At 69.9% G+C, this 18,885-nt stretch carries 15 protein-coding genes and 1 pseudogene; 11 read left to right on the top strand and 5 right to left on the bottom strand.

The features are described 5' to 3' along the window. Window positions 1-142: 142 nt before the first annotated feature. Both tpg and tap read right to left on the bottom strand, forming a co-directional pair. A complete protein-coding gene (tpg, locus tag ACGFNI_RS35515; protein ID WP_393689830.1) occupies window positions 143-700 on the bottom strand; it encodes a telomere-protecting terminal protein Tpg in 558 nt (185 codons plus the stop codon). Between the two features lie 9 nt (window positions 701-709). After that, window positions 710-2,932: a telomere-associated protein Tap gene (tap, locus tag ACGFNI_RS35510; protein WP_393689828.1), complete on the bottom strand. Its 2,223-nt coding sequence runs from the start codon at window positions 2,930-2,932 to the stop codon at window positions 710-712. A 369-nt stretch (window positions 2,933-3,301) separates the two neighbouring features. On the opposite strand from tap, the gene ACGFNI_RS35505 reads away from it, so the two are divergent. The 8 genes from ACGFNI_RS35505 to ACGFNI_RS35470 all read left to right on the top strand — a co-directional run bounded on the left by ACGFNI_RS35505 (window position 3,302) and on the right by ACGFNI_RS35470 (window position 11,337). Then, window positions 3,302-4,165, top strand: a complete 864-nt coding sequence (locus ACGFNI_RS35505) for a hypothetical protein (protein ID WP_393689826.1) — start codon at window positions 3,302-3,304, stop codon at window positions 4,163-4,165. Window positions 4,166-4,586: 421 nt separating this feature from the next. Then, window positions 4,587-6,227 carry an alpha/beta hydrolase gene (locus ACGFNI_RS35500; protein WP_393689824.1) on the top strand — a complete coding sequence of 547 codons (1,641 nt, stop codon included), beginning with the start codon at window positions 4,587-4,589 and terminating at the stop codon, window positions 6,225-6,227. A gap of 103 nt (window positions 6,228-6,330) precedes the next feature. Continuing rightward, window positions 6,331-6,873 carry a hypothetical protein gene (locus ACGFNI_RS35495; RefSeq protein WP_393689822.1) on the top strand — a complete coding sequence of 181 codons (543 nt, stop codon included), beginning with the start codon at window positions 6,331-6,333 and terminating at the stop codon, window positions 6,871-6,873. Window positions 6,874-7,379: 506 nt separating this feature from the next. Then, window positions 7,380-9,251, top strand: coding sequence for an ABC transporter ATP-binding protein (locus ACGFNI_RS35490; RefSeq protein ID WP_393689820.1), 1,872 nt, complete (start codon window positions 7,380-7,382; stop codon window positions 9,249-9,251). A gap of 190 nt (window positions 9,252-9,441) precedes the next feature. After that, window positions 9,442-9,702, top strand: a complete 261-nt coding sequence (locus ACGFNI_RS35485; protein ID WP_393689818.1) for a hypothetical protein — start codon at window positions 9,442-9,444, stop codon at window positions 9,700-9,702. A 218-nt stretch (window positions 9,703-9,920) separates the two neighbouring features. Further along, a complete protein-coding gene (locus tag ACGFNI_RS35480) occupies window positions 9,921-10,724 on the top strand; it encodes a tyrosine-type recombinase/integrase (protein WP_393689816.1) in 804 nt (267 codons plus the stop codon). Beyond that, window positions 10,709-11,005: a tyrosine-type recombinase/integrase gene (locus tag ACGFNI_RS35475; RefSeq protein ID WP_393689814.1), complete on the top strand. Its 297-nt coding sequence runs from the start codon at window positions 10,709-10,711 to the stop codon at window positions 11,003-11,005. Before ACGFNI_RS35480 ends, ACGFNI_RS35475 begins: the two co-directional genes overlap by 16 nt. Beyond that, window positions 11,002-11,337 carry a helix-turn-helix domain-containing protein gene (locus ACGFNI_RS35470; protein WP_393689812.1) on the top strand — a complete coding sequence of 112 codons (336 nt, stop codon included), beginning with the start codon at window positions 11,002-11,004 and terminating at the stop codon, window positions 11,335-11,337. Before ACGFNI_RS35475 ends, ACGFNI_RS35470 begins: the two co-directional genes overlap by 4 nt. Before the next feature lie 188 nt (window positions 11,338-11,525). Here the strand turns inward: ACGFNI_RS35470 and ACGFNI_RS35465 are convergent, their stop codons facing one another. Continuing rightward, window positions 11,526-12,536 carry an aldo/keto reductase gene (locus ACGFNI_RS35465; protein WP_393689810.1) on the bottom strand — a complete coding sequence of 337 codons (1,011 nt, stop codon included), beginning with the start codon at window positions 12,534-12,536 and terminating at the stop codon, window positions 11,526-11,528. Window positions 12,537-12,963: 427 nt separating this feature from the next. Next, the gene (locus ACGFNI_RS35460; RefSeq protein WP_393689808.1) at window positions 12,964-13,701 is read right to left on the bottom strand and encodes a dienelactone hydrolase family protein; all 738 of its coding nucleotides are present in this window, start codon (window positions 13,699-13,701) and stop codon (window positions 12,964-12,966) included. 248 nt (window positions 13,702-13,949) lie between these two features. Between ACGFNI_RS35460 and ACGFNI_RS35455 the strand changes: the two are divergent. Continuing rightward, a pseudogene (locus ACGFNI_RS35455) lies at window positions 13,950-15,260 on the top strand (NUDIX domain-containing protein); the annotation flags it as partial. Window positions 15,261-15,593: 333 nt separating this feature from the next. Here ACGFNI_RS35455 and ACGFNI_RS35450 read toward each other — a convergent pair. Then, window positions 15,594-15,923 carry a MarR family transcriptional regulator gene (locus ACGFNI_RS35450; RefSeq protein ID WP_393689833.1) on the bottom strand — a complete coding sequence of 110 codons (330 nt, stop codon included), beginning with the start codon at window positions 15,921-15,923 and terminating at the stop codon, window positions 15,594-15,596. A 288-nt stretch (window positions 15,924-16,211) separates the two neighbouring features. Here ACGFNI_RS35450 and ACGFNI_RS35445 point away from each other — a divergent pair, with 288 nt between their 5' ends. Next, window positions 16,212-17,906 (top strand): alpha-keto acid decarboxylase family protein, encoded by a 1,695-nt coding sequence (locus ACGFNI_RS35445; protein WP_393689831.1) that lies wholly within the window; start codon window positions 16,212-16,214, stop codon window positions 17,904-17,906. Window positions 17,907-18,024: 118 nt separating this feature from the next. Further along, complete coding sequence (locus tag ACGFNI_RS35440) at window positions 18,025-18,681, top strand: hypothetical protein (protein WP_393689806.1); 657 nt, start codon at window positions 18,025-18,027, stop codon at window positions 18,679-18,681. The last annotated feature ends 204 nt before the right edge of the window (window positions 18,682-18,885 follow it).

The raw sequence follows: 18,885 nt of genomic DNA, 5'->3' as shown, positions 1-18,885 counted from the left end.
AACTCGATACGACAAGCTCGCCGTCCGCTACGAGGCCACCGTCCAACTCACCTTGATACGGCAGGCACTGTGACCACATCTCAAACACGCCCTAGAACGCTCAGTCACACCGCCTGGCAGGCACGACTTCGGACTCACTCATCTAGAGGTCGAACTCGACGTGCTGGATGTCCGTGAAGCGGACCTCTTCCAGGCTTCCGGCGCGGCGCCCGTTGTCCTGGAAGTACACCTCCTTGAGCGCTTCGGCGGCGATCTCCCGCAGGTGGTCGTCGCCGGCGCCCTGCTCCTGGGCCTCGAAGAGACGGGCGGCGTGGCGGGGCGGCAGGGCGACGGTCAGGTGGCGGATGCGGTCCTGGTCGGTCGAGCCGATCGGCGCGGTGTAGCCGAGGCGGGCGCGGGTGTCGAGGACGATGCCGCCGGTCGTCGCCGCCTTCTCGCGGGCCTTCGCCCGGATCTGCGGCTGCCACCGGGCCTTCACCTCACGCTCCAGGCGCGCGGCGAGGTCCGGGCGGGGCTTCTTGATCTGATCCTTCACGTACCGCTCGACGGTGCGCTGGGAGATGCGCAGCATCCGGGCGACGGCCCGCGTTCCCTTCAACTGCCGTACCAGGTACCGCATCTGCGCGCCTGCGCTCTTCGGGACCGGGCGGGTGAACGCCTTCTGCACCGCCTGGTCCAGGCCGTCCCCGAGCATGCTCATCGCCCTCTCCTACTCTCCGTTGTCCTGGCCGGTGACGGTGCCGTCCTTGATGTACCGCGCGAGGTTGAGCTCGGGGGCGTCGAACTGCTCCCGCACGCCCTCGCCCCACAACACACTCTGAGTGCCCTCATGCTTCACCAGACCGGGGTTCACGCCGAGCTTGAAGCCGCCCGGCAGCGGCTTGCCCTCCCGGTAGGGCAGGAAGTCCAACGGGCTCTCGCCGTCGACCGCGTACACGGCACAGTCGGACAGGACCGCGACCGGGTACTGCCCGGTGAACGCCGCGTGCTTGACGATCTTGCGGTGCATGTTGATCCGCGTGCGGGAGATGACGGCGGCACGGATGTCCGGGCGCCACGTCGGCCGGGACAGGGCCCGCCACGGCTCGCCTGGCTTCCAGCCCTCGCCGCGGGGGCGCTCGCGCAGCTTGCCCAGGCCCCCCTTCACCGTCGCCTTGACCGCTGACACCACGATCGCCAGCTCGGGGTCGCGCTGCCGGTAGCCGTCCATCGCCGCCAGGAACTCCTCCGGAGGAACGTCGGCGGGCACCCCGAGGTCGGCCATCGTGGCGATGTACGCGTCGCGCAGCCGGCCGTACCAGCCGTCCAGGTAGCGGCCGTTGTCGTACCGCACCCACGCCTCTGCCGGGCGCACTTCATAGCCCAGCTCCTGGGCGTAGGCGACGGTCGGCGTCGCGTACCAGGCCGGCCCCTCGGGCCGCTCCCCCGTCGGCGTGAACGGGCTGGGCAGCAGCTCGCCGTCCAACTGCACCCACTCCTTGCCCGACTTCACCCTCGACAGGTCGACGTGGCTCAGGTCGACCAGCCACGAACCGGGCAGCTTCGGGTCGAACACCGGGGCCTTGACATGCGACGGCGCTCCGAGGCCGACGATCAGCCCGTTGGCGCCGGCGGCGAAAGCCATGTTGACGTCGATGCCCACCAGGTTCCGGTGCAGGCACTCGTCATCGGTCATCGGCCGTGCCCAGTCGTACGCCTCCTCCAACAGCTTCTCCGCCGGGCCGCGGACGTGGAAGCGGGGCAGGTCGGCGAGGACCGGATGGCCGTCGGGGGCCTCGCACGGCGCCGGGTCGACCGGGGCCTTGCCCAGCGAGCAGGGGTTGTGCTCCGAGTGCCGCTTACCGTTCTCGTCCGGCGCGGTGGCGCGGGTCGGCGGGTGCAGGGCGGTCATCAGCTCCAGACCGGTGACGGCGGTGGAGCCGCGCGGCGTCATCACCCGGGATGCGTACACGCCCAGGACCCGGGCGAGTTCCGCCGGCGCGAGCCGCGCGGCCTCGCCCCAGTGCCGGATGTCGAGCGCGTGCCAGGACGGGATGCACAGCTGGACGCAGGCCCGCTCCGCGCCCACGGCCGGACGGTAGATCCGCGCCCACGGCCCGAAGCCACGCTTCGTCAGCTTCCAGTCGGCGCGCGCCAGCTGCTTGATGACCTTATGGCCCTCCGGGATCCGCCCGGCGAGCCGCTCCTCCTCGGTGAGGGCGACCGGCAGACCGTAGCGCTCCAGCGCGGTCTCGGTGAGCACGAGCAACGGGTCGGCGTCCTTGCCCGGCCCGGACAGCCTCGGCTGCCCGAGCTTCGCCTCCTTGAGAGCCCAATCCACCAGAGCCGGCACGGACTTGGCAGGCACGTCCAGGACCAGGCCACCGGGGCAGTACGCCAGAGCCCGGCCGCCTTCGACATCGACGACCGCCAACGGCCCGTTCTCGTAACGCGGGTCAGTGCCGCCCGTCGAAGTGTTCACCGGTGCGGCCTTCTTCGCCGCCGGGCGCCGCGATGTCGACGACGACCTGGCAGCGCTGCGGGCCGGACGCGACGCGGCGGCCGGGGCAGGGCTGGCCTGGGAGGTCTCGCCTGCACTCTCGGGTGCCGGAACCGTGGACGGAGGCTGCGCTTCCTGCTCTGCGTTCGACGCACCGGTGGACGCCTCCGGCACCTGCGCGACCGCGGGTTCCGCATCGGCGGGCTCGGGGTACTTCTCCGCCCACCCGTTCAACAGACGCTGGTACGCCTGACGACGCGGCGGGCGCGGCTCCGCACGACCGGCCTCCCAGTTCTTGACCGTCTGCGTCGTCGTGCGCAGCACCTGCGCGAGCCGGGCCTGCGAGACACGGGCCGCCTCACGCAGCCGCGCCCGCTCCGCCGGGGGCGGCATCTCCGGCTCGCCCTCCAGTAGCGCGTCCACCGCCGCGAACAGCTCATCTTCGGTCGCCATACTTCACCTCCACCCCAAAACTATCACCAACTTGCCCACGAACTTACCCATGAATTTATTGCTGGATTTGCCCGGTGGTGGTGTTCGTCGCCGGGCAGCCAGGCAGTGGCGTCCGTACACCGCTGGGGAAGCCACCCGCAGCGATACCGCTTGCAGGCGGCATGGTGCCGCCGGACCTACGAATCGGGCGGCGGCATGGCAGCTTCCCACTCGCGGTGTAAGCGGCGGCGATATGCATGGCCTCTTCCGGGCCGGCCTCATCGAGCCGACGCCATCTGTTCGCGTTGGGGCTCCGGCACAAGGCCCGACCGCACTTCACGTGGATGTCCGGACCGAAGGTCGGTGGCGGGCGACGGTAGCGTGCCCCGTATGACCCCACTCCCCGAACGCGCCGGGCGCCGGTGCCACAACGCTCTCGGCCCCCTTGACTCAGCCGTGTACTTCGCCCCCGAGTTCGTGGCGGCGTTCGCGAAGTTCGGAGTCGATGACTGGCATGCCGCCTACTTCACCGCCAGGTCCGCCGCGATGGGCCCGGTCAACGCCACAACGGTCGACGCCGTCTTCTACCCGTACAGGCGCGACCTGATCGCACAGCACATCCCGAAGACCTGGCAGATGCTTTCGCCGCAGCAGGCCCTGGAGGCCCGGACGCGCGTCGCGGACGCCATGCTGCGACGCCTGCTCGGCGAGGACGCACTCGCCTCGAAGGACCTGGCCAAGGCCGCGGAACTGGCCACACGCGCCATCGAGGCCTGCGAACCCGGCGGACGTCCGCTCTCCGCTGGTCTCGCTGCACTGCCCGTACCCGAGGCCCCGCACCTGGCCCTCTGGCACGCCGCGGGCGTCCTGCGCGAATACCGCGGCGACGGCCACATCATCGCGCTGGCCCACGCCGGACTCAACGGCCTGGAAGCCCAGGTCACCCACACCGCCACCGGCAAGGGCATAGCCCCCGCCTGGGTGGCCCGCACCCGCGGCTGGACCCCCGGCGACTGGTCCACCGCCCAGGACCGGCTCCGCGACCGCGGATACCTCAACGTCCAAGGTGAGTTGACCGAGCAGGGCCGCGCCCTGCGCCGGGATCTGGAGGACACCACCGACCGCCTGGACCGGGCCCCTTACGAACACCTCGGCGCCGCCCACGTGGAACTCCTCACCGAGCTCGCGACCGCCCTCACGACAACCGTCGTCAGCGCGGGTGCCTTCCCCGCGGACCTCTTCGGCAAGGGGTAACGCCTCTCAGCACGCAAGCATGGCGGTCGGTGTTGGTGACGGCCTCCTGGGCGATGGGACCTGGTGCAGTTGACGTCGACGTAGCTGGTGACCGTGTCGGAACGCGGGAAGTCCGGGCGCCCCGCCGTGTCGCTCGGATGCATCGGCACGCCGAGGAGTCGGCCCACGGGTGCAGGAAGCCGATCTAGACGGTCGTGCCCGGACCGAGCCCGTGCTGGTGACCGTCTCCGTTCGTCCCGTCGCTGAGGCGGGTACCGACCGTCGCTGAGGGCGGCCCGTCCCTTACAACTCGGGTACTACCCACGGCTGTTGTGTCATTCCCGGGGTGGAGGGGAAAGTGCAGACCGGCGAGGGATCCGCCGCGTGGCCGGTTCCTGAATGATCGTTCCTGTCCGAGCATGTGACCGGAAGGATCGATATCGTGCGCAGACGACGTCTCGCGCCCCTGTTGGCCGTGAGTGTCACGGCAACGCTGGCTCCCGCGCTTGCCTCCTCGACGGCCATCGCCGCGCCGGCCGCCACCCCGTCGACCGCCTCCTCCACCGCAGCCAAGGGCGCGCTGGACCGTTATGTGCAGCAGAAGCCGCAGTGGAAGCGGTGCGAAGCCGACTCTCCGGCGGAGTTCGAATGCGCCACGATCAAGGTCCCGCTGGACTACCGGGTTCCCGGGGGCAAGCGGATCGACTTGGCCATATCCCGGATCAAGAGCACCGCGCCCGACAAGCGGCACGGCGTCCTGCTCTCCAACCCCGGCGGCCCGGGGGGAGAAGGGCTCTACATGCCGCTGGGTATGCGGGAGAGGCTCCCCAAGTCCGCACAGCAGAAGTACGACCTCATCGGCTTCGACCCGCGCGGTGTGGGAAAGAGCAGCCCGGTTTCCTGCGGTCTGAAGCCGGAGGAAGAAGAGTGGCTGCGGCCGTACAAGGAGGAGACGTTCGACAAGGACGTCGCCTGGGCACGTGGCGTCGCGAAGAAGTGCAAGGAGAAGGCGGGCGACACGCTCCCGCACATCACCACGCGCAACACCGCACGCGACATGGATCTGCTCCGGGCGATCCTCGGTGAGAAGAAGCTCTCGTACGTGGGCACTTCGTACGGCACCTACCTGGGCGCCGTCTACACCCAGCTCTTCCCTGGCAGGGCCGACCGGTTCGTGCTGGACAGCGCGGTCGATCCGGCGCGCGCCTGGCGAGGGATGATCCAGTGGTGGGCCAAGGGCGCCGAGCCCGCGTTCGACCGGTGGACCGAGTGGGCCGCCGAGCGTTCGGCGAAGTACGGCCTCGGTGACACCCCGAAGGAAGTCGACCGGACCTTGTGGGACCTGGTCGCGCAGGCCAACGAGAAGCCCATCGTGGTGGAGGGGCAGCCGACCACCGGTGATGACATCCGGAGCGGAATGCGTGCGGCGGTCTTCACTCCGAAGGACGCCACCGAGGGTGTCGTGGAGCTGAAGAAGGCCGCGGCCGGCGAGCCCGCGTCCGCGAAGAAGCTCGCGGCGTTCGCCGGACCCAAGGGGACCGGGACGGGCGCCGCCGCCACTGCCGAGGTGCCGTCCGACAACATGACGTCGAGCTTCTGGGCCGTGGTGTGCGGCGACAACTCGGCCGCGTGGTCCCGCGATCCCGAGAGCTACCGGCAGGACGCCATCGAGGACAAGAGCCGCTACCCGCTCTTCGGTGACTTCGCGTCCAGCATCAAGCCCTGCGCGTTCTGGGACAAGTCCGTGGAACCGGCAACCAAGGTGAACAACGAGGCCGGCTCCCTCGTCGTCCAGAACGAGTGGGATCCGCAGACCCCGCTGCCCAGCGGTCAGGCCCTGCACGCCGACCTGAAGGGCTCGAAAATGGTCACCGTCCTCGGCGGCGAAGGCCACGGCGCCTACCCGAACGGCAACACGTGCACGGACGGCACGGTCAACGACTACCTGCTCACCGGCGAACTCCCCGCGAAGGACGTGACCTGCAAGGCGACGGCCGGCTCGAACGCGGAGGGACGGAAGAACCAGAAACGGGACACGCTCCCCGGGGCTCCGCTCCCGCAGCGCGCCCCGGACCGTTTCTGAGCCCGGTCGCATGACCCAGTCCGCACGGGGATGGCCCCGTGCGGACGTCGAGGGTGGTCCAGCACCTGGCACTTGCGCAGGCGCCTGCGATAGACACTCCATCGTGGACCAGGGAATAGCAGCGCTGCTCGGAGCAACTCTCGGCGTTTTAGGGACGGTTCTGGCCTCAACCGTCAATAACTGGTCGAACCGCCAACAAGTTCAAGCACAGCTCCAGGCCGAGAAGGCGCAATGGCACCGGCAAACCCGACGCGACGCCTACAGCGCCTTTCTGGCCCCAGCCTGCGAAGCGCAGACCGCGCTTCAAGCAGCCGGCCGAGCGTTCGTCGGCACGCGCGACACACCGGAAGTAGAACGACGGCTCAGAGCGGCGGAAAGCCAACTGCAGAACGCTCGCGCGACATGTGCACACGTGGCGATCGAAGGTCCTGAGGCGGTAGAACGTGCCGCCCGCCGCGTCTACACGTCACTACGATCCATGCAGACGAACCTCCTTGCCCTGGCCGACTCGCCAGAGAACACCGCCCACCGCAACGCCGGCTTCCTGGAACACCACGCCGTCGAAGCGGCTGAACTTTCCGACCGCATACGAGAGTTCACCGCCGCAGCCCGCGATGCCTTGAGCGAGACAGGGGCACGCCAATAACGCACCGCCGGCGCCGGCACCGAGGACTCCTCGACCTCGCGGTCTCACGACCTCACTGCCCGTCTGCGGGCGGCTTGCCGTGCATCGGCGTTTCGGCCACCGGCGTCCCGAAGGGCAGCCCCGCCGAGCAAGGGTCGGTGTACCGGACACGAACGTCCTTTCGCTCTACTCCAGGGGCCATGCCTCGTCCGAAACACATGTGTTCGAAGCGCTGACCCGCTCGTTGGACGCCGTGACAACCCATCACCCCTTCCGGAGGACGCCATGTACCCCGCCCCTGTTCCCACGCTCCAGCCCCCTGTAGGCGAACGCCGCCTCCCCGCGAGCGCGTACCGCATTGACGTCACCAGCGGTTCAGCGCGACCGGATACGGGGTGGGCGGCATGAGCGAGCCTGCCGATGTCTCAGCCGATAGCGTTCCGGGGCCGCGCCCCGCCCCGCCCGTGCCGCTGACGAAGTCTGCCGAGCCGGATGTGGTTGCGGAAGGGGCCGGTCCCGGGGCGCAGATGCAGTACGTGGACGTGACCGGGAGCCGTGAAGCGGCCGGCCGTTCGATCCGGATGCGTGACATGGCCAGGCGGCTCCCGCGGCTGGTGCGCAGGTCGCTGGCTCTGGCCTGGAGGGTCGACCGGGCGGCGACCGTCGGCCTGCTGCTGTGCCAGACGGTCTCCGGTGTGATGCAGGCCCTGGGCCTTGTCGCGATCAGCGGCACCCTGACCGCGCTGCTGACCAGCGGGGACGTCTACAACCGGCTGCTTGAGGCGTGGCCGTCCGTGGCCCTGCTGGCCGGCGCATCGGGCGTGCGCGCGCTCCTGGCTATCACGGTCAACTGGCTCTCTTCCCGGCTGCGTCCGCTGATGTCGCGGGAGGCCGAGCAGATGTTGCTGGCGGGCTGCGCCGAGGTGGAGCTGTGCGCGTACGACGAGCCCACCTTCAACCGCGACAGGGAGGCCGCCGACCGCGGAGCGCAGGTCACCGGGGACCTGATCGACGAAGGGCAGGATCTGATCGCCTCGTCGGCTTCCTTCCTCGCCGGGGCTGCGGTGCTGGCCGGAGTGCACTGGGTGCTCCTCCCGCTGCTGGTGGCGGCCAGCCTTCCGCAGGCTCTGGCGCAGGTGAGCGCGGCCCGGGTGCGCTATCTGGCGAACATGCGCAGCAATGGCGCCAACCGGATGCTGTCCGTGCTGCGTTGGCACATTTTCACGAGGGAAGCCGCCGATCAGATCCGTGCCGGCACCATGGCCGCCTTCCTGTCCCGCCGGTACCGGGAGACGGTCGCCCGGATCAACCGCGAGGACCGGATCGCGGCCGACAAGGGGGCTCGCATGTCCCTGGTCGGCGCGGTGTGCGGAGGCGTGGGGTCGGCCTTCGTGTGGGCGTCGGTGGTGGTCTTGCTGGCCACCGGACGCATCAGCGTCGGGCATGCCGGGACCGCCGTCTTCGCGCTGCAGACGGTCGGACAGTCGGTCCGCGGTCTGGTGAGCGTCGGCGCCCGAGCCGTGCGCACCGGGCTGTACATGGACGACTGGAGCGGGTTCCTCGACAAGGCCGGAGGGTTCCGGATGCGCCGGGGCACGCGCCGGCCCGGGGCGCCGCAGACGATCGAGGTCACATCGGTCACCCACCACTACGCGGGGAAGGACCGGCCCGCTCTGTCCGACGTCTCTCTCACCCTGCGCCGCGGCGAAGTCGTCGCGCTGGTCGGGTTCAACGGTTCGGGGAAGTCGACGCTGTCGAAGCTGGTCAGCGGCTTGTATGTGCCGACCGACGGGCAGGTGTTGTGGGACGGCGTTCCCACCGGCGATGCCGACCCGCAGGCACTGTGGCAGCAGGTGGCCCTGGTGCCACAGGAGTACGCGCGATGGCCGCTGAGCGCGCGCGAGAACATCACCCTGGGCCAGCCCTCGTCGCGCGGTGACGCGGCGGTGCGTGAGGCGTGCGAGGCCGCAGGCGCAGACGAGGTCGTCGACGCGCTCGGTTCAGGTCTGGACACCCTCCTCGCCCGCGAGTGGCTCAACGGGGAGGAACTGAGCGGCGGACAGTGGCAGCGCGTCGCTCTCGCGCGGGCGTTCTTCCGCAAGGCGGGGCTGCTGGTCCTCGACGAACCGACCGCGAACCTGGATCCGCTGGCTGAATACCGGGTCTTCCAGCGGCTGCGGGCCCTGGCACGGGACCAGGTAGTGCTGTTGGTGACCCACCGGATCACCAACTTGGCCGTGGCCGACCGGATCGTGGTCCTCGACGGAGGCCGGGTCGTGCAGGAGGGCACGTACCGGCAACTCGCCGAGCAGGAAGGGCTGTTCCAACGGCTCTTGTCCTGTCAGATCACCGCCGATGCCGCCCAGAGGGACGACGAGCCGCAGGGGGCACATACCTGAGCCGCCCCGGCGCATCCGAAGCAGTTCCCGCTGCGGCCTGCGCGTTCCCCCGTCTACGGGGGCGTGGCTAACGTTCGCTTTCGCCGGCGGTTCTCGACCGCGAACCGCCGGCGAAGGCACAGGCCGCTGCCGATATCCAGCCGCCTGCCGGGGCCCCGGCAGGCGGCTCCCCGACCCGCGAGGTACCGATATGACGCCCACCCGATCCGCCATCCGCACCCTGGTCGACAGCTACTTGGACCGCCACCCGGACGAAAGGACCGCGCTGGAACCCTTGTTGACCGCGCTGGACGCTCCCCCGGATCCGACGAGCCGGGCGACGCTGCCGGCGCACCTCACGTGCAGCGCCGTCGTCATCGACCGGGACCGGCGCGTGCTGCACATCCGCCACCGGGCCGGCGGCGGGCTGATGCTCACAACTGGAGTACGAGCGGGTTCCCTGCGCTACTGAGAGCCGCAACCCCCAATCTCAGCTGGCAGAAGGCTCCCTCGGCTCAATGAGCGGGCACCCTGGATTCTAGGCTTTTCTCCAGAATTCCAGGAGTAACTGCTGTAACTTCCGTGTCCATGGCAGATCCCAGGACGCGCGTGCTCTCCCTCGTGCCACCGCCCAGCGAACATCCTTCGACAGAAGCTGACCTACTGGGCGGTGAACCGGGGCTGAGCGACGTGCTGTTACTGCAGCGGCGGTACGCCGGCGGGGCTGACCAGGAGGACGAGCAGTTGTTCTTCATGGACACGCTGGTCGAGTACCAGTGGGCGCGGGATGTGGCGGGACTGGCGTCCTCGACGCTGGACGGGTTGACGAAGCCGGTGATCGAGGTGTGCGACCACTACGGGTTAGTGCCGTGGAGGTTGACGCTGCGTCACGTCGACGCCTACTTCGCCGGGGTCGGCAAGCGCCAAGCGCCGACGGTCCGATCGAAGCTGAACCGGATCGACCACTTCTTCGCGTTCCCGGAGCAACGCTACGCGCACGAGATCTTCCGAAGGTTCGGAGCGGCGGTCGAGTCGCCCATCGACCCTTTCAACCGACACGCGCACCGCGGCGACTTCGGCCTGCGGGTGCCGCCGTCGGCACGGGCGGTCGGCGAGTTCTTCGCCGGCTGGCGGCGGGAGCTGGCGCACGCCCGCAAGGAGGCGGTGGCGTGCCGGGACTACGTAATGTCGAAGTTGGTCTACATATCCGGGGTGCGGGCCTCGGAGCTGTGCCAGATGCGGATGAAGGACCTGCACTGGGAAGCGGGCGACTTCGGGCGCTTCGTCGTCCAGGGCAAAGGGGCCCGTGGGTCGGGGCCGCGGCAGCGCGAGGCGTTCCTGTTCGCCGAGGGCCGCGAGCTGCTGTGGTGGTACGTGGAGGAGGTGCGGGGGTTGTTCTCGGACGACCCCGAGCACCCTGAGTCGCCGGTCTGGCCATCGGAGCGCCTGGCCCTGGTTTCGAGGGCCGCCCGAGTCCAGTGGGCCCATCGGTGACCACCTCGACACTGCGGAAGGCCCTGGCACGGGCCTCAGCGGCTCACCTGTCAGGCCCGGTTGAGCGGATCTTTCCACATCTGCTTCGGCACGCCTGCGCCACACACCGCTACGAGGCAGGGATGTCGCTGTGGGAGGTGCAGAAATTGCTTGGCCATGACTGGACTACGACCACGGTTCGGTACATTTTGTCTGCTCAGGGCGATCCGGAGATGGCGAGCCAGCGTTCGTCAACCCCGGCAGCACAGCGGTTGCGCGTGGATGCGGGGGGTCTGTCGTGAAGTGGAACCTGCGGTGGGCGGCGGCCAACCGGGGCATCTGGAGGCCCAGCGAGCTGATGCCCGTGTTCGCGGAAGTCGGGTTCACTCCGTCGCTGTCGAAGGTCTCCGCGCTCTGGTCGGGCACACCGGTGACGGTGCGGTTGGAGGACCTCGACCTGATCTGCGCCGCGCTGCAGTGCACGGTCGCGGACCTGCTGATCGCCGAGCCCGTCGCCCGGAAGTCTCCGGCAGCCCAAGGCGAGGAACTCGCGAAGGCCGCGGGAGAGCTTCCGCGGCCGGTGCCACGCCGGTCGAGCGGAGCGGGGCGGCCGACGTCGCTCCCGCCGAACTGAGATGGCCCGACCACGCATACGCGTTCCTCGCGTTCCTTCGCTGGGGCAGTGCGCGGGGTGCTCACCGCGCTGGCGGGCAGCGCGCAGATCATGCAGGTGCGCGCGACCGCCCGCAAGCACCGCCGGGCCGACCACAGGGCTGTGAAGGCCGGGGTCAAGACTCGTCGAAGGCCCGGCGGTAGCCCGGACTACCGGGAGCCCGCCACAGGGCGCGACTTGTAGAAGGACTCCTCCAGGTAGGCGGCCTCGTGCGGCTGGTAGGGCTCCTCCAAGTAGGCGGCCTCGTCTTCGTCGAGTTCGACGTCCACCGCGGCGACCGCGTCGGCCAGCTGGGCCGGCTGGGTGACCCCGACGATGGGCGAGGTCACCGCCGGGTTGCGCATGACCCAGGCCAGGGCGACCTGGGCCGGGGACAGACCCCGCTTGCCCGCGATCTCGTGGACGCGCTCGGCCACTGCCTGGTCCCCGTCGCGGTAGAGAATCTTGCCGCCCTCGTCGGTCTCGGCACGCGCCGTGGCGGTGTCCCGGACCCGCGTCAGCCTGCCCCGCGCCAGCGGGCTCCACGGGATCACGCCGATGCCCTGGTCGGCGCAGAGCGGGAGCATCTCCCGCTCTGCTTCTCGGTGGATGAGGTTGTAGTGGTCCTGCATCGACACGAACCGGGTCCAGCCGTTCAGGTCAGCCAGGTACAGGGCCTTGGCGAACTGCCAGGCGTACATGGAAGAGGCTCCGATGTAGCGGACCTTCCCGGACTTGACCGCGTCGTGCAGCGCCTCGAGGGTTTCCTCGATCGGGGTGTCGTAGTCCCAGCGGTGGATCTGGTACAGGTCGATGTAGTCGGTCCCCAGCCGCTTCAGGGAGGCGTCGAGCTCGGCGAAGATCGCCTTGCGGGACAGCCCGGCACCGTTCGGGCCGGGGCGCATCCGCATCCAGACCTTGGTGGAGAGAACGACCTCCTCGCGCCGGGTGAAGTCCTTGACCGCCTGGCCGACGATCTCTTCGCTGCTTCCGGCGCTGTACCCATTGGCCGTGTCGAGGAAGTTGACGCCGCTCTCGAGGGCCTGCTTGATGATGTCCCGGCTGGCGTCCGGGCCCAGCGACCAGGGCTCGCCGCCCCGGTCCGGCTCGCCGAAGCTCATGCAGCCGAGGGTGATGGCGGAGACTTCCAGTCCGGTCGTTCCGAGTTTGATGTATCGCATGCTTCGGAACCTAGGAGTTGGAGTGCGCTCTAACGCAAATTCGGAGGCGTGGGGCATGCGCGCCCTGTCAGGTTTCGACCATTTCGGCCAGACGTACCAGAGAACCCAGTAGTAGCGAGTAACAAACTGTCAATTCTCGGCCGAGCGCGTGGGGCACTACCCAGCCCTCCCGACGGCAAACCGCCCTCGCGGGTCCGTCGCCACGACCGATCATCGCTCGATCACTAAGAGATTCCGCTGGTCCGGGCGGCGGTATCGCAGCGCTCGCGACGGCGCCCCTACCCGCGGCATCTCTTACTGCGGCAGTTGTGCATACGTCTCCGCGATCGAGCATCTACCCGAATGCTGTTCTGCTGGGCGGTCTTGAGGGGAGGGGACTGTCAGTGTCCGATGCCGACCAGGCCTGGCGCCAGCATGTTTGCCTGGGTCATGCCCCCAGGTCCTCCGTCACGGGCAGGCACTCGGCGAGCAGGTCGACGACGTCGCGCCAGGCTCGCTGTGCGTGCTGTGGGTGGTAGCCGACGCCGGGGACCATGGGGTGGCCGACCGGCGGGTGGTGGAAGGCGTGCAAGGCGCCGCCGTAGACCGTGAGGCGCCAGTCGATGCCCGCGGCCTGCATCTCGGCGGTGAACGCGTTCCGTTGCGCGGGCGGCATGATCGGGTCTTCCGACCCGACCCCGGCCCACACCGGGCAGCGAATGCGCGCCGCCTCGCCCGGTCGGCCCGTGGTAGTTGCGTTGACTGTCCCGATCGCGCGCAGGTTGACGCCATCGCGCCCGAGTTCCAGCCCGATGGCGCCCCCGGTGCCGTAGCCGACGGCGGCGGTCCGGTCGGGGTCGGCGCGCGGTTCGGCGCGCAACACGTCGAGCGCCGCATGGCCGATGCCCCGCATCCGGTCGGGATCAGCGAGCAGCGGCAGGCAACGGGCCAGCATCTCCTCGGGGTCACCCAAATAGCGCCCGCCGTGAAGGTCGAAGGCCAGCGCTACGTATCCCAGCTCGGCGAGAGCATCGGCCCGGCGGCGCTCGACGTCGCTGAGCCCCATGCCCTCTGGCCCGAGCAGCACCGCGGGCCGGCGGTCGACACCGGCCGGGAGCGCGAGGTGCCCGATCATCGTCAAACCGTCGGCCGGATACTCGACCGTACGCGTCGTAATCGTCGTCATGAGACTGGACTGTAGTGATCATCGAGCCCGGTCCGGCCGGTGTTCTGCCGCTGGCAGAACAGCGCGGGTATCCCTCTGAAATACGGCGAGGGCTCACAAGAACCGTCACAAACCCCGTCCCCACGGCAGCGCTGTCGGAATCATCCCGTTGCCCCTTTGGGGAGTATCTCGGTCACACCCGCATGACAGGCGGGTGTCCCTGAACTCGTCCGTGCAGAGCGCCCTGCCGTCCACCAACGCGCAGGTTCCTGCGACTGAGCGGCCAGAAATTCGCGAACCCGCCCGCTTTCCCGGGCGGCCACGTCGAGCCCGGTGACGCGACGCTGCTCGCCACGGCGGTCCGGGAGGTCAGCGAGGGGACCGGGATCCGCCCCGGTGACCTGTGCCTGACCCCGCAGCTGCGCGACGCACCGCTCGACATCGACGCCAACCCGGCGAAGCACGAGCCCGCCCACCGGCACTACGACGTCAGATTCGCCTTCCACCTGGCCCGCGAAACGGTTCCCGAGATCGTGCTCCAGGACGAAGAGGTCGCCGGCGCCGAGTGGCGGCGGTTCGAGGACACCGGATCACCGAGCCTCCGGACCAAGCTGCTGGACAGCGACCTCGACGGCCGGCCGCAGCCCGTGAACGCGTCCGCGCTCATCCACGACGGCGCGGGACGGTACCTCCTGCACCTGAGGGACAACTACCCCGACATCTGGGAGCCGGGCGCGTGGGCGCTGCTCGGTGGCGGCCGTGAACCGCAGGACCACTCGCTGCTCGACACGATCCGGCGCGAACTGGCCGAGGAGGCCCCGGGAATCGGGCCCCTGGACCTGGAGCCTTTCGCCGTGGACGAGGCCACCGGCACCGACGGGCTGTGCGTACCGGTCCAGATCTACGCAGGTCGGTGGAGCGGCGACGCCGACCGGGTGGGCCTGACCGAAGGCGTGATGGTGCGCTGGTTCGCCCCGGAGATGCTGCACCGGCTGGTACTGAGCGAGGGAACCCGCGAGCTGGTGCTCCGGCACGCGGCCGGCCACGGCGTCGGCACGTCCGGCACCGGTCACCGCCCGGACGGCCCCCTCGGCGTCCCCGAGGCGGAGAGCGCCGCCGGTGCCGCGGCGACCATCCGGCGCCTCGCCCAGCGGTTCACCGCCCACGACGAGAAGCGGGGGTTGAGCGCGCCGGAGCAGTGGACACTGCAGGTCCTGAAGTTGGCCGAGGAGACCGGCGAGGCCGCGCAGGCGGTCATCGGCGCGCGCGGCACCAACCCCCGCAAGCCCGCCGCTTCCTGGGACGACGTACACGCCGAGGTCGCGGACGTCGCCGTCACCGCCCTCGTCTCGCTGGCCCGGATGCGCCCCGGCGACGCCGAGCAGTACCTGCACCGGCAACTCGCCCTCAAAGCAGCCACGTTCCTGCTGGATGGCATCGTCCGGCATCCCCAGAAACGGTGGCCAATGCTCCCCGGCGGCACCGTCGAGCCCACCGACCTCTCCCCCGAAGACACACTGAGGCGGGAGGCCACCGAGGAAGCCCAGGTGACGATCGGCGGGGACATCACCCGGCTGGGATGGGTCCACGACGCGACCGGCGAGGTCTACGGCGGCATCGGAGAATGCGCCCGGCTGCGGCTGGCCGCACCGCTCACCACCGTCGGCCAGGGGCAGGCCCTCTGCCCGCACCATGGCAGGCCGGCGCCCTCAGCAGCACCTCACTCCGCCCCCACCGCAGCGACCACACACACGGTGCAGCGGCATTTCACACACCGGAAAGGCACCTTTGGCCCGCATAGCAACCTCAACGTGTACAAGCACAAGCCGGACACCCGGCGAACGGCTCCGGCATCGAACCGCATGAGGGCTGCGCCTTGCCCAGCCGTCGGCTCGCCTCGCCGGCGGCCGTCCTCAGTGGTCGCCCGCTTCCGGTTCGCGGTTTGCGGCGGAGGCGGTGAACGACGTCCAGTGCGGTCCGGCCAGCGGGGCGAGGACGGCGCGCCATCCATCGGCGGCCGACGGCCCGGCTTCCCCCAGGGCGGCTTGGAAGAGTGCCCGCTGCCGGGCGTGCAGGGTGCGTTCGAGTGCGGCGCCGCGGTCGGTCAGATGCAGTTCCTTGCGTCGGCGGTCCCGGACGCCGGCGGCAACGCGTACCAGTTCCTCGCTGATCAGCCGGCGCAGTGGTGCGTTGATGGCCTGCTTGGTGAGGTCCAGGGTGTCGCAGAGTTCCCCGACGCTCATGCCTGGCGAGTAGGCGAGGAACGTGAGGATGCGGTGGTGGGCGCGGCCCATGCCGTGTTCGGCCAGTGCTTCGTCGGCGGCGCCGGTGAAGGCGCGGTAGGCGAAGTAGAAGAGCGTGAAGTCGTGGTCGAAGGCGTCCGGGCGAGAAGGGTCAAGCATGTTGACATATTACCTCGGACTTCCTATGCTCACCATCTAGGTCAAGGATCTTGACCTATCTCTCGCCTCGCCGGGCGCCCGACCGGCGCTCCGACGCAACACTGAACGTCAGAAAGGCCGGTGACCGTGATGCCGGACATCACCGTCGGCGCATATCTCCTTCGTCGCCTGCGTGAACTGGACATCGAGCACGTCTTCGGCGTGCCAGGTGACTACAACCTCGGCTTCCTCGACCAGGTCCTCGACTTCCCCGGCCTGGACTGGGTGGGCACCTGCAACGAACTCGACGCCGGATACGCCGCCGACGGCTACAGCCGGCTCCGTGGCGCCGCCGCCGTGGTGACCACCTTCGGCGTCGGCGAGCTGTCCGCCGTCAACGCCGTCGCCGGCTCCTACGCCGAGTCCGTACCCGTGATCGCCATCACCGGGATGCCCGCGACGGCGGTGGCGGCGGCCGGCACGCCCGTGCACCACACGCTGATGGACGGCGAGTACGACCACTTCGGCCGGATGTTCGCGGAGGTGACCGTGGCCCGTGCCAACCTCACCGCGGACAACGCCCCGCACGAGATCGACCGCGTCCTGCGCGCCCTGCGACAGCACCGCAAGCCGGTCCACCTCAACCTCCCCACCGACGTCGTCCTCGCCCGCGTCCCCGCGCCCTCCGCGCCGCTGCCCGCCGCTGACGCCCCGACCGACCCGGACCTGCTGCGCGCGTTCCGCGACGCCGCCGCCCACCTGCTGACGGACGCCCGGACCGTGAGTGTGCTCGCGGGGCACGAGGCGGACCGGCACGGACTGCGCGGCCCGCTGGCCGACCTGCTCGGTGCCGCCCCGGTGCGTGCGGCCGTGTACTCCACGGGCAAGGGCGTGGTGGACGAGCGCGCACCGGCCTTCGCCGGCGTCTACACCGGGGAGTTCAGCGCGAAGTCCGCCCGCGTCGCCGTCGAGGACCCCGACTGCCTGATCCTGGCGGGCGCACCCGTCACCGACACCGTGACCGGCGGCTTCACCCACCATTTCCCCGCCGGCCGCATCATCGAGCTGCGACCCGGCCGGGCCACGGTGGGCCGGGCGGAGTTCACCGGTGTGGTGATGGCCGACGCGCTGCGCGCGCTGACCGGCCTGATCCGCGAGATGCACCTGCCCGAGCCCGCCGGTTACGGCCGGCCGGCCGGCGCCGCCGCCCGGACCGGCGAAGCACAGCCGCCTCACGGCACGCAGGACGACGCACTCACCCAGGACCAACTGTGGGCTGCCGTGGGCGACTTCCTGCCCGAGTCGGGCGTACTCGTCGCGGAACAGGGCACCGCGTTCTTCGGAGCGCAGGAACTCCCCCTCCCCCAAGGCGCCCGGTTCGTCGGACAACCGATGTGGGGCTCGATCGGCTACACCCTCCCGGCCACCCTCGGCACCGAACTCGCCGCCCCCGGGCGCCGGTCCGTGCTCGTCATAGGCGACGGCTCACTGCAGCTGACCGCACAGGAACTGGGCACCATGACCCGGCACGGCCTGTCTCCGGTCATCGTCGTCATCAACAACGACGGCTACACGGTCGAGCGCGCCATCCACGGCGCCACCGCCTCGTACAACGACATCGCCTCTTGGGACTACACCGCCCTGCCGGCGGCCTTCGGCGGAGGCGACCGCTGTGTCACACGGCGCGTGACCACACCCGCGGAGCTGGCGGACGCGTTCTCCCTCGCCGCCGCCACTCCGGAAAAGCTGGTGCTCATCGAGGCGGTGCTGCCGCGCGACGACGCACCCGAGCTGCTCACCGCCCTCGCCGGCCGCTTCGCCGAGCAGAACGACTACGGCGCCTGACGAACGCTCCGTGTGCGTCTCCGGCCCGGTCGGCGTTGTAGCTCCGTGCAACCGCTCGGCTCTCGTTGCCCGTCATAGCCGGGGGGGGGAGACACCGCACGCGTAGGGAGCAGAAGTCATGGCACGACGAGAGTCCGGTAAGAGGGTCATGGGCTGGGCCGCCGCGGCCACGTTGCTGGCGGCGGCGCCGCTCATGGCGGCGTGCTCGAGCGGCTCACACTCCTCTTCCGCCTCGCACAACAGCAGCAGCCCCTCCCCCACGGGCGGCACATCGGACAACGCCGACGCCTCGTCGGGCGACGGCTCCAGCGCACAGGCGGGCGGCCAGGCCACTGTGTCCTCCGCGGTCAGCGCCTGGGTCAGCGCCGTCATCGAGAAGGACGCGAAGCAGGCGTGCCTGCTCTCCACGGTGCCGGGCAGCGACTCGTCCCCGAAGGCCGCCACCCCCCAGACCTGCAACGCGTCGACGACGCAGAAGATGGCCCTCGGTCTGAAGTCCATGAGCAAGGCGTTCTCGCCGCAGAACGCCTCCGGCAAGCCGACGGTGCAGACCGACGCGCCCACCCCCAAGGGCGACAAGGCAGTCGTCCCGACCGCCAAGATCACCGTCGACGGAAAGCCCTTGCGGGCGATCATGCTGTCCCGCTCGCACGGCGTGGACCCGAAGTCCTTCACGGCCAAGGTGGAAACCGAAAAGATCAACGGGAAGTGGTACATCGGCGACTTCGACATGGACAGCGGTCATCAGACGCTTCGGCCTCAGCAAGGGCAGTAGCTGAGGCGTGGTCTGATCCCTCGGCCGTCCGGGAGCGCGGTGGCGCGGCGTCGGTGTCGGCGTTGCGGCCCGCGGCTCGGCCTCATCCGTTCGCGCGTGGGTCGTTTGCGGGACGTGAGTGAGGCGTTGCCGGAACGTCAGCGGCGCCGGGAAGAGTGGTGTCCACACCGCGGGAACGGCCAAGGAAGTCCCGCACGAAACGCA

Origin of the sequence: Streptomyces sp. NPDC048644, from assembly GCF_043199105.1 — a bacterium.
Classification (GTDB): Bacteria; Actinomycetota; Actinomycetes; order Streptomycetales; family Streptomycetaceae; genus Streptomyces.
Note: the sequence above shows the minus strand (reverse complement) of the source record. Positions and strands in the feature narration are given on the sequence as shown.

Excerpts from the sequence above, each read along its gene's own strand:
- tpg (WP_393689830.1), bottom strand. The coding sequence starts at position 700 with ATGAGCATGCTCGGGGACGGCCTGGACCAGGCGGTGCAGAAGGCGTTC.
- tap (WP_393689828.1), bottom strand. The coding sequence starts at position 2,932 with ATGGCGACCGAAGATGAGCTGTTCGCGGCGGTGGACGCGCTACTGGAG.
- ACGFNI_RS35505 (WP_393689826.1), top strand. The coding sequence starts at position 3,302 with ATGACCCCACTCCCCGAACGCGCCGGGCGCCGGTGCCACAACGCTCTC.
- ACGFNI_RS35490 (WP_393689820.1), top strand. The coding sequence starts at position 7,380 with ATGCAGTACGTGGACGTGACCGGGAGCCGTGAAGCGGCCGGCCGTTCG.
- ACGFNI_RS35485 (WP_393689818.1), top strand. The coding sequence starts at position 9,442 with ATGACGCCCACCCGATCCGCCATCCGCACCCTGGTCGACAGCTACTTG.
- ACGFNI_RS35465 (WP_393689810.1), bottom strand. The coding sequence starts at position 12,536 with ATGCGATACATCAAACTCGGAACGACCGGACTGGAAGTCTCCGCCATC.
- ACGFNI_RS35460 (WP_393689808.1), bottom strand. The coding sequence starts at position 13,701 with ATGACGACGATTACGACGCGTACGGTCGAGTATCCGGCCGACGGTTTG.
- ACGFNI_RS35450 (WP_393689833.1), bottom strand. The coding sequence starts at position 15,923 with ATGAGCGTCGGGGAACTCTGCGACACCCTGGACCTCACCAAGCAGGCC.
- ACGFNI_RS35445 (WP_393689831.1), top strand. The coding sequence starts at position 16,212 with ATGCCGGACATCACCGTCGGCGCATATCTCCTTCGTCGCCTGCGTGAA.
- ACGFNI_RS35440 (WP_393689806.1), top strand. The coding sequence starts at position 18,025 with ATGGCACGACGAGAGTCCGGTAAGAGGGTCATGGGCTGGGCCGCCGCG.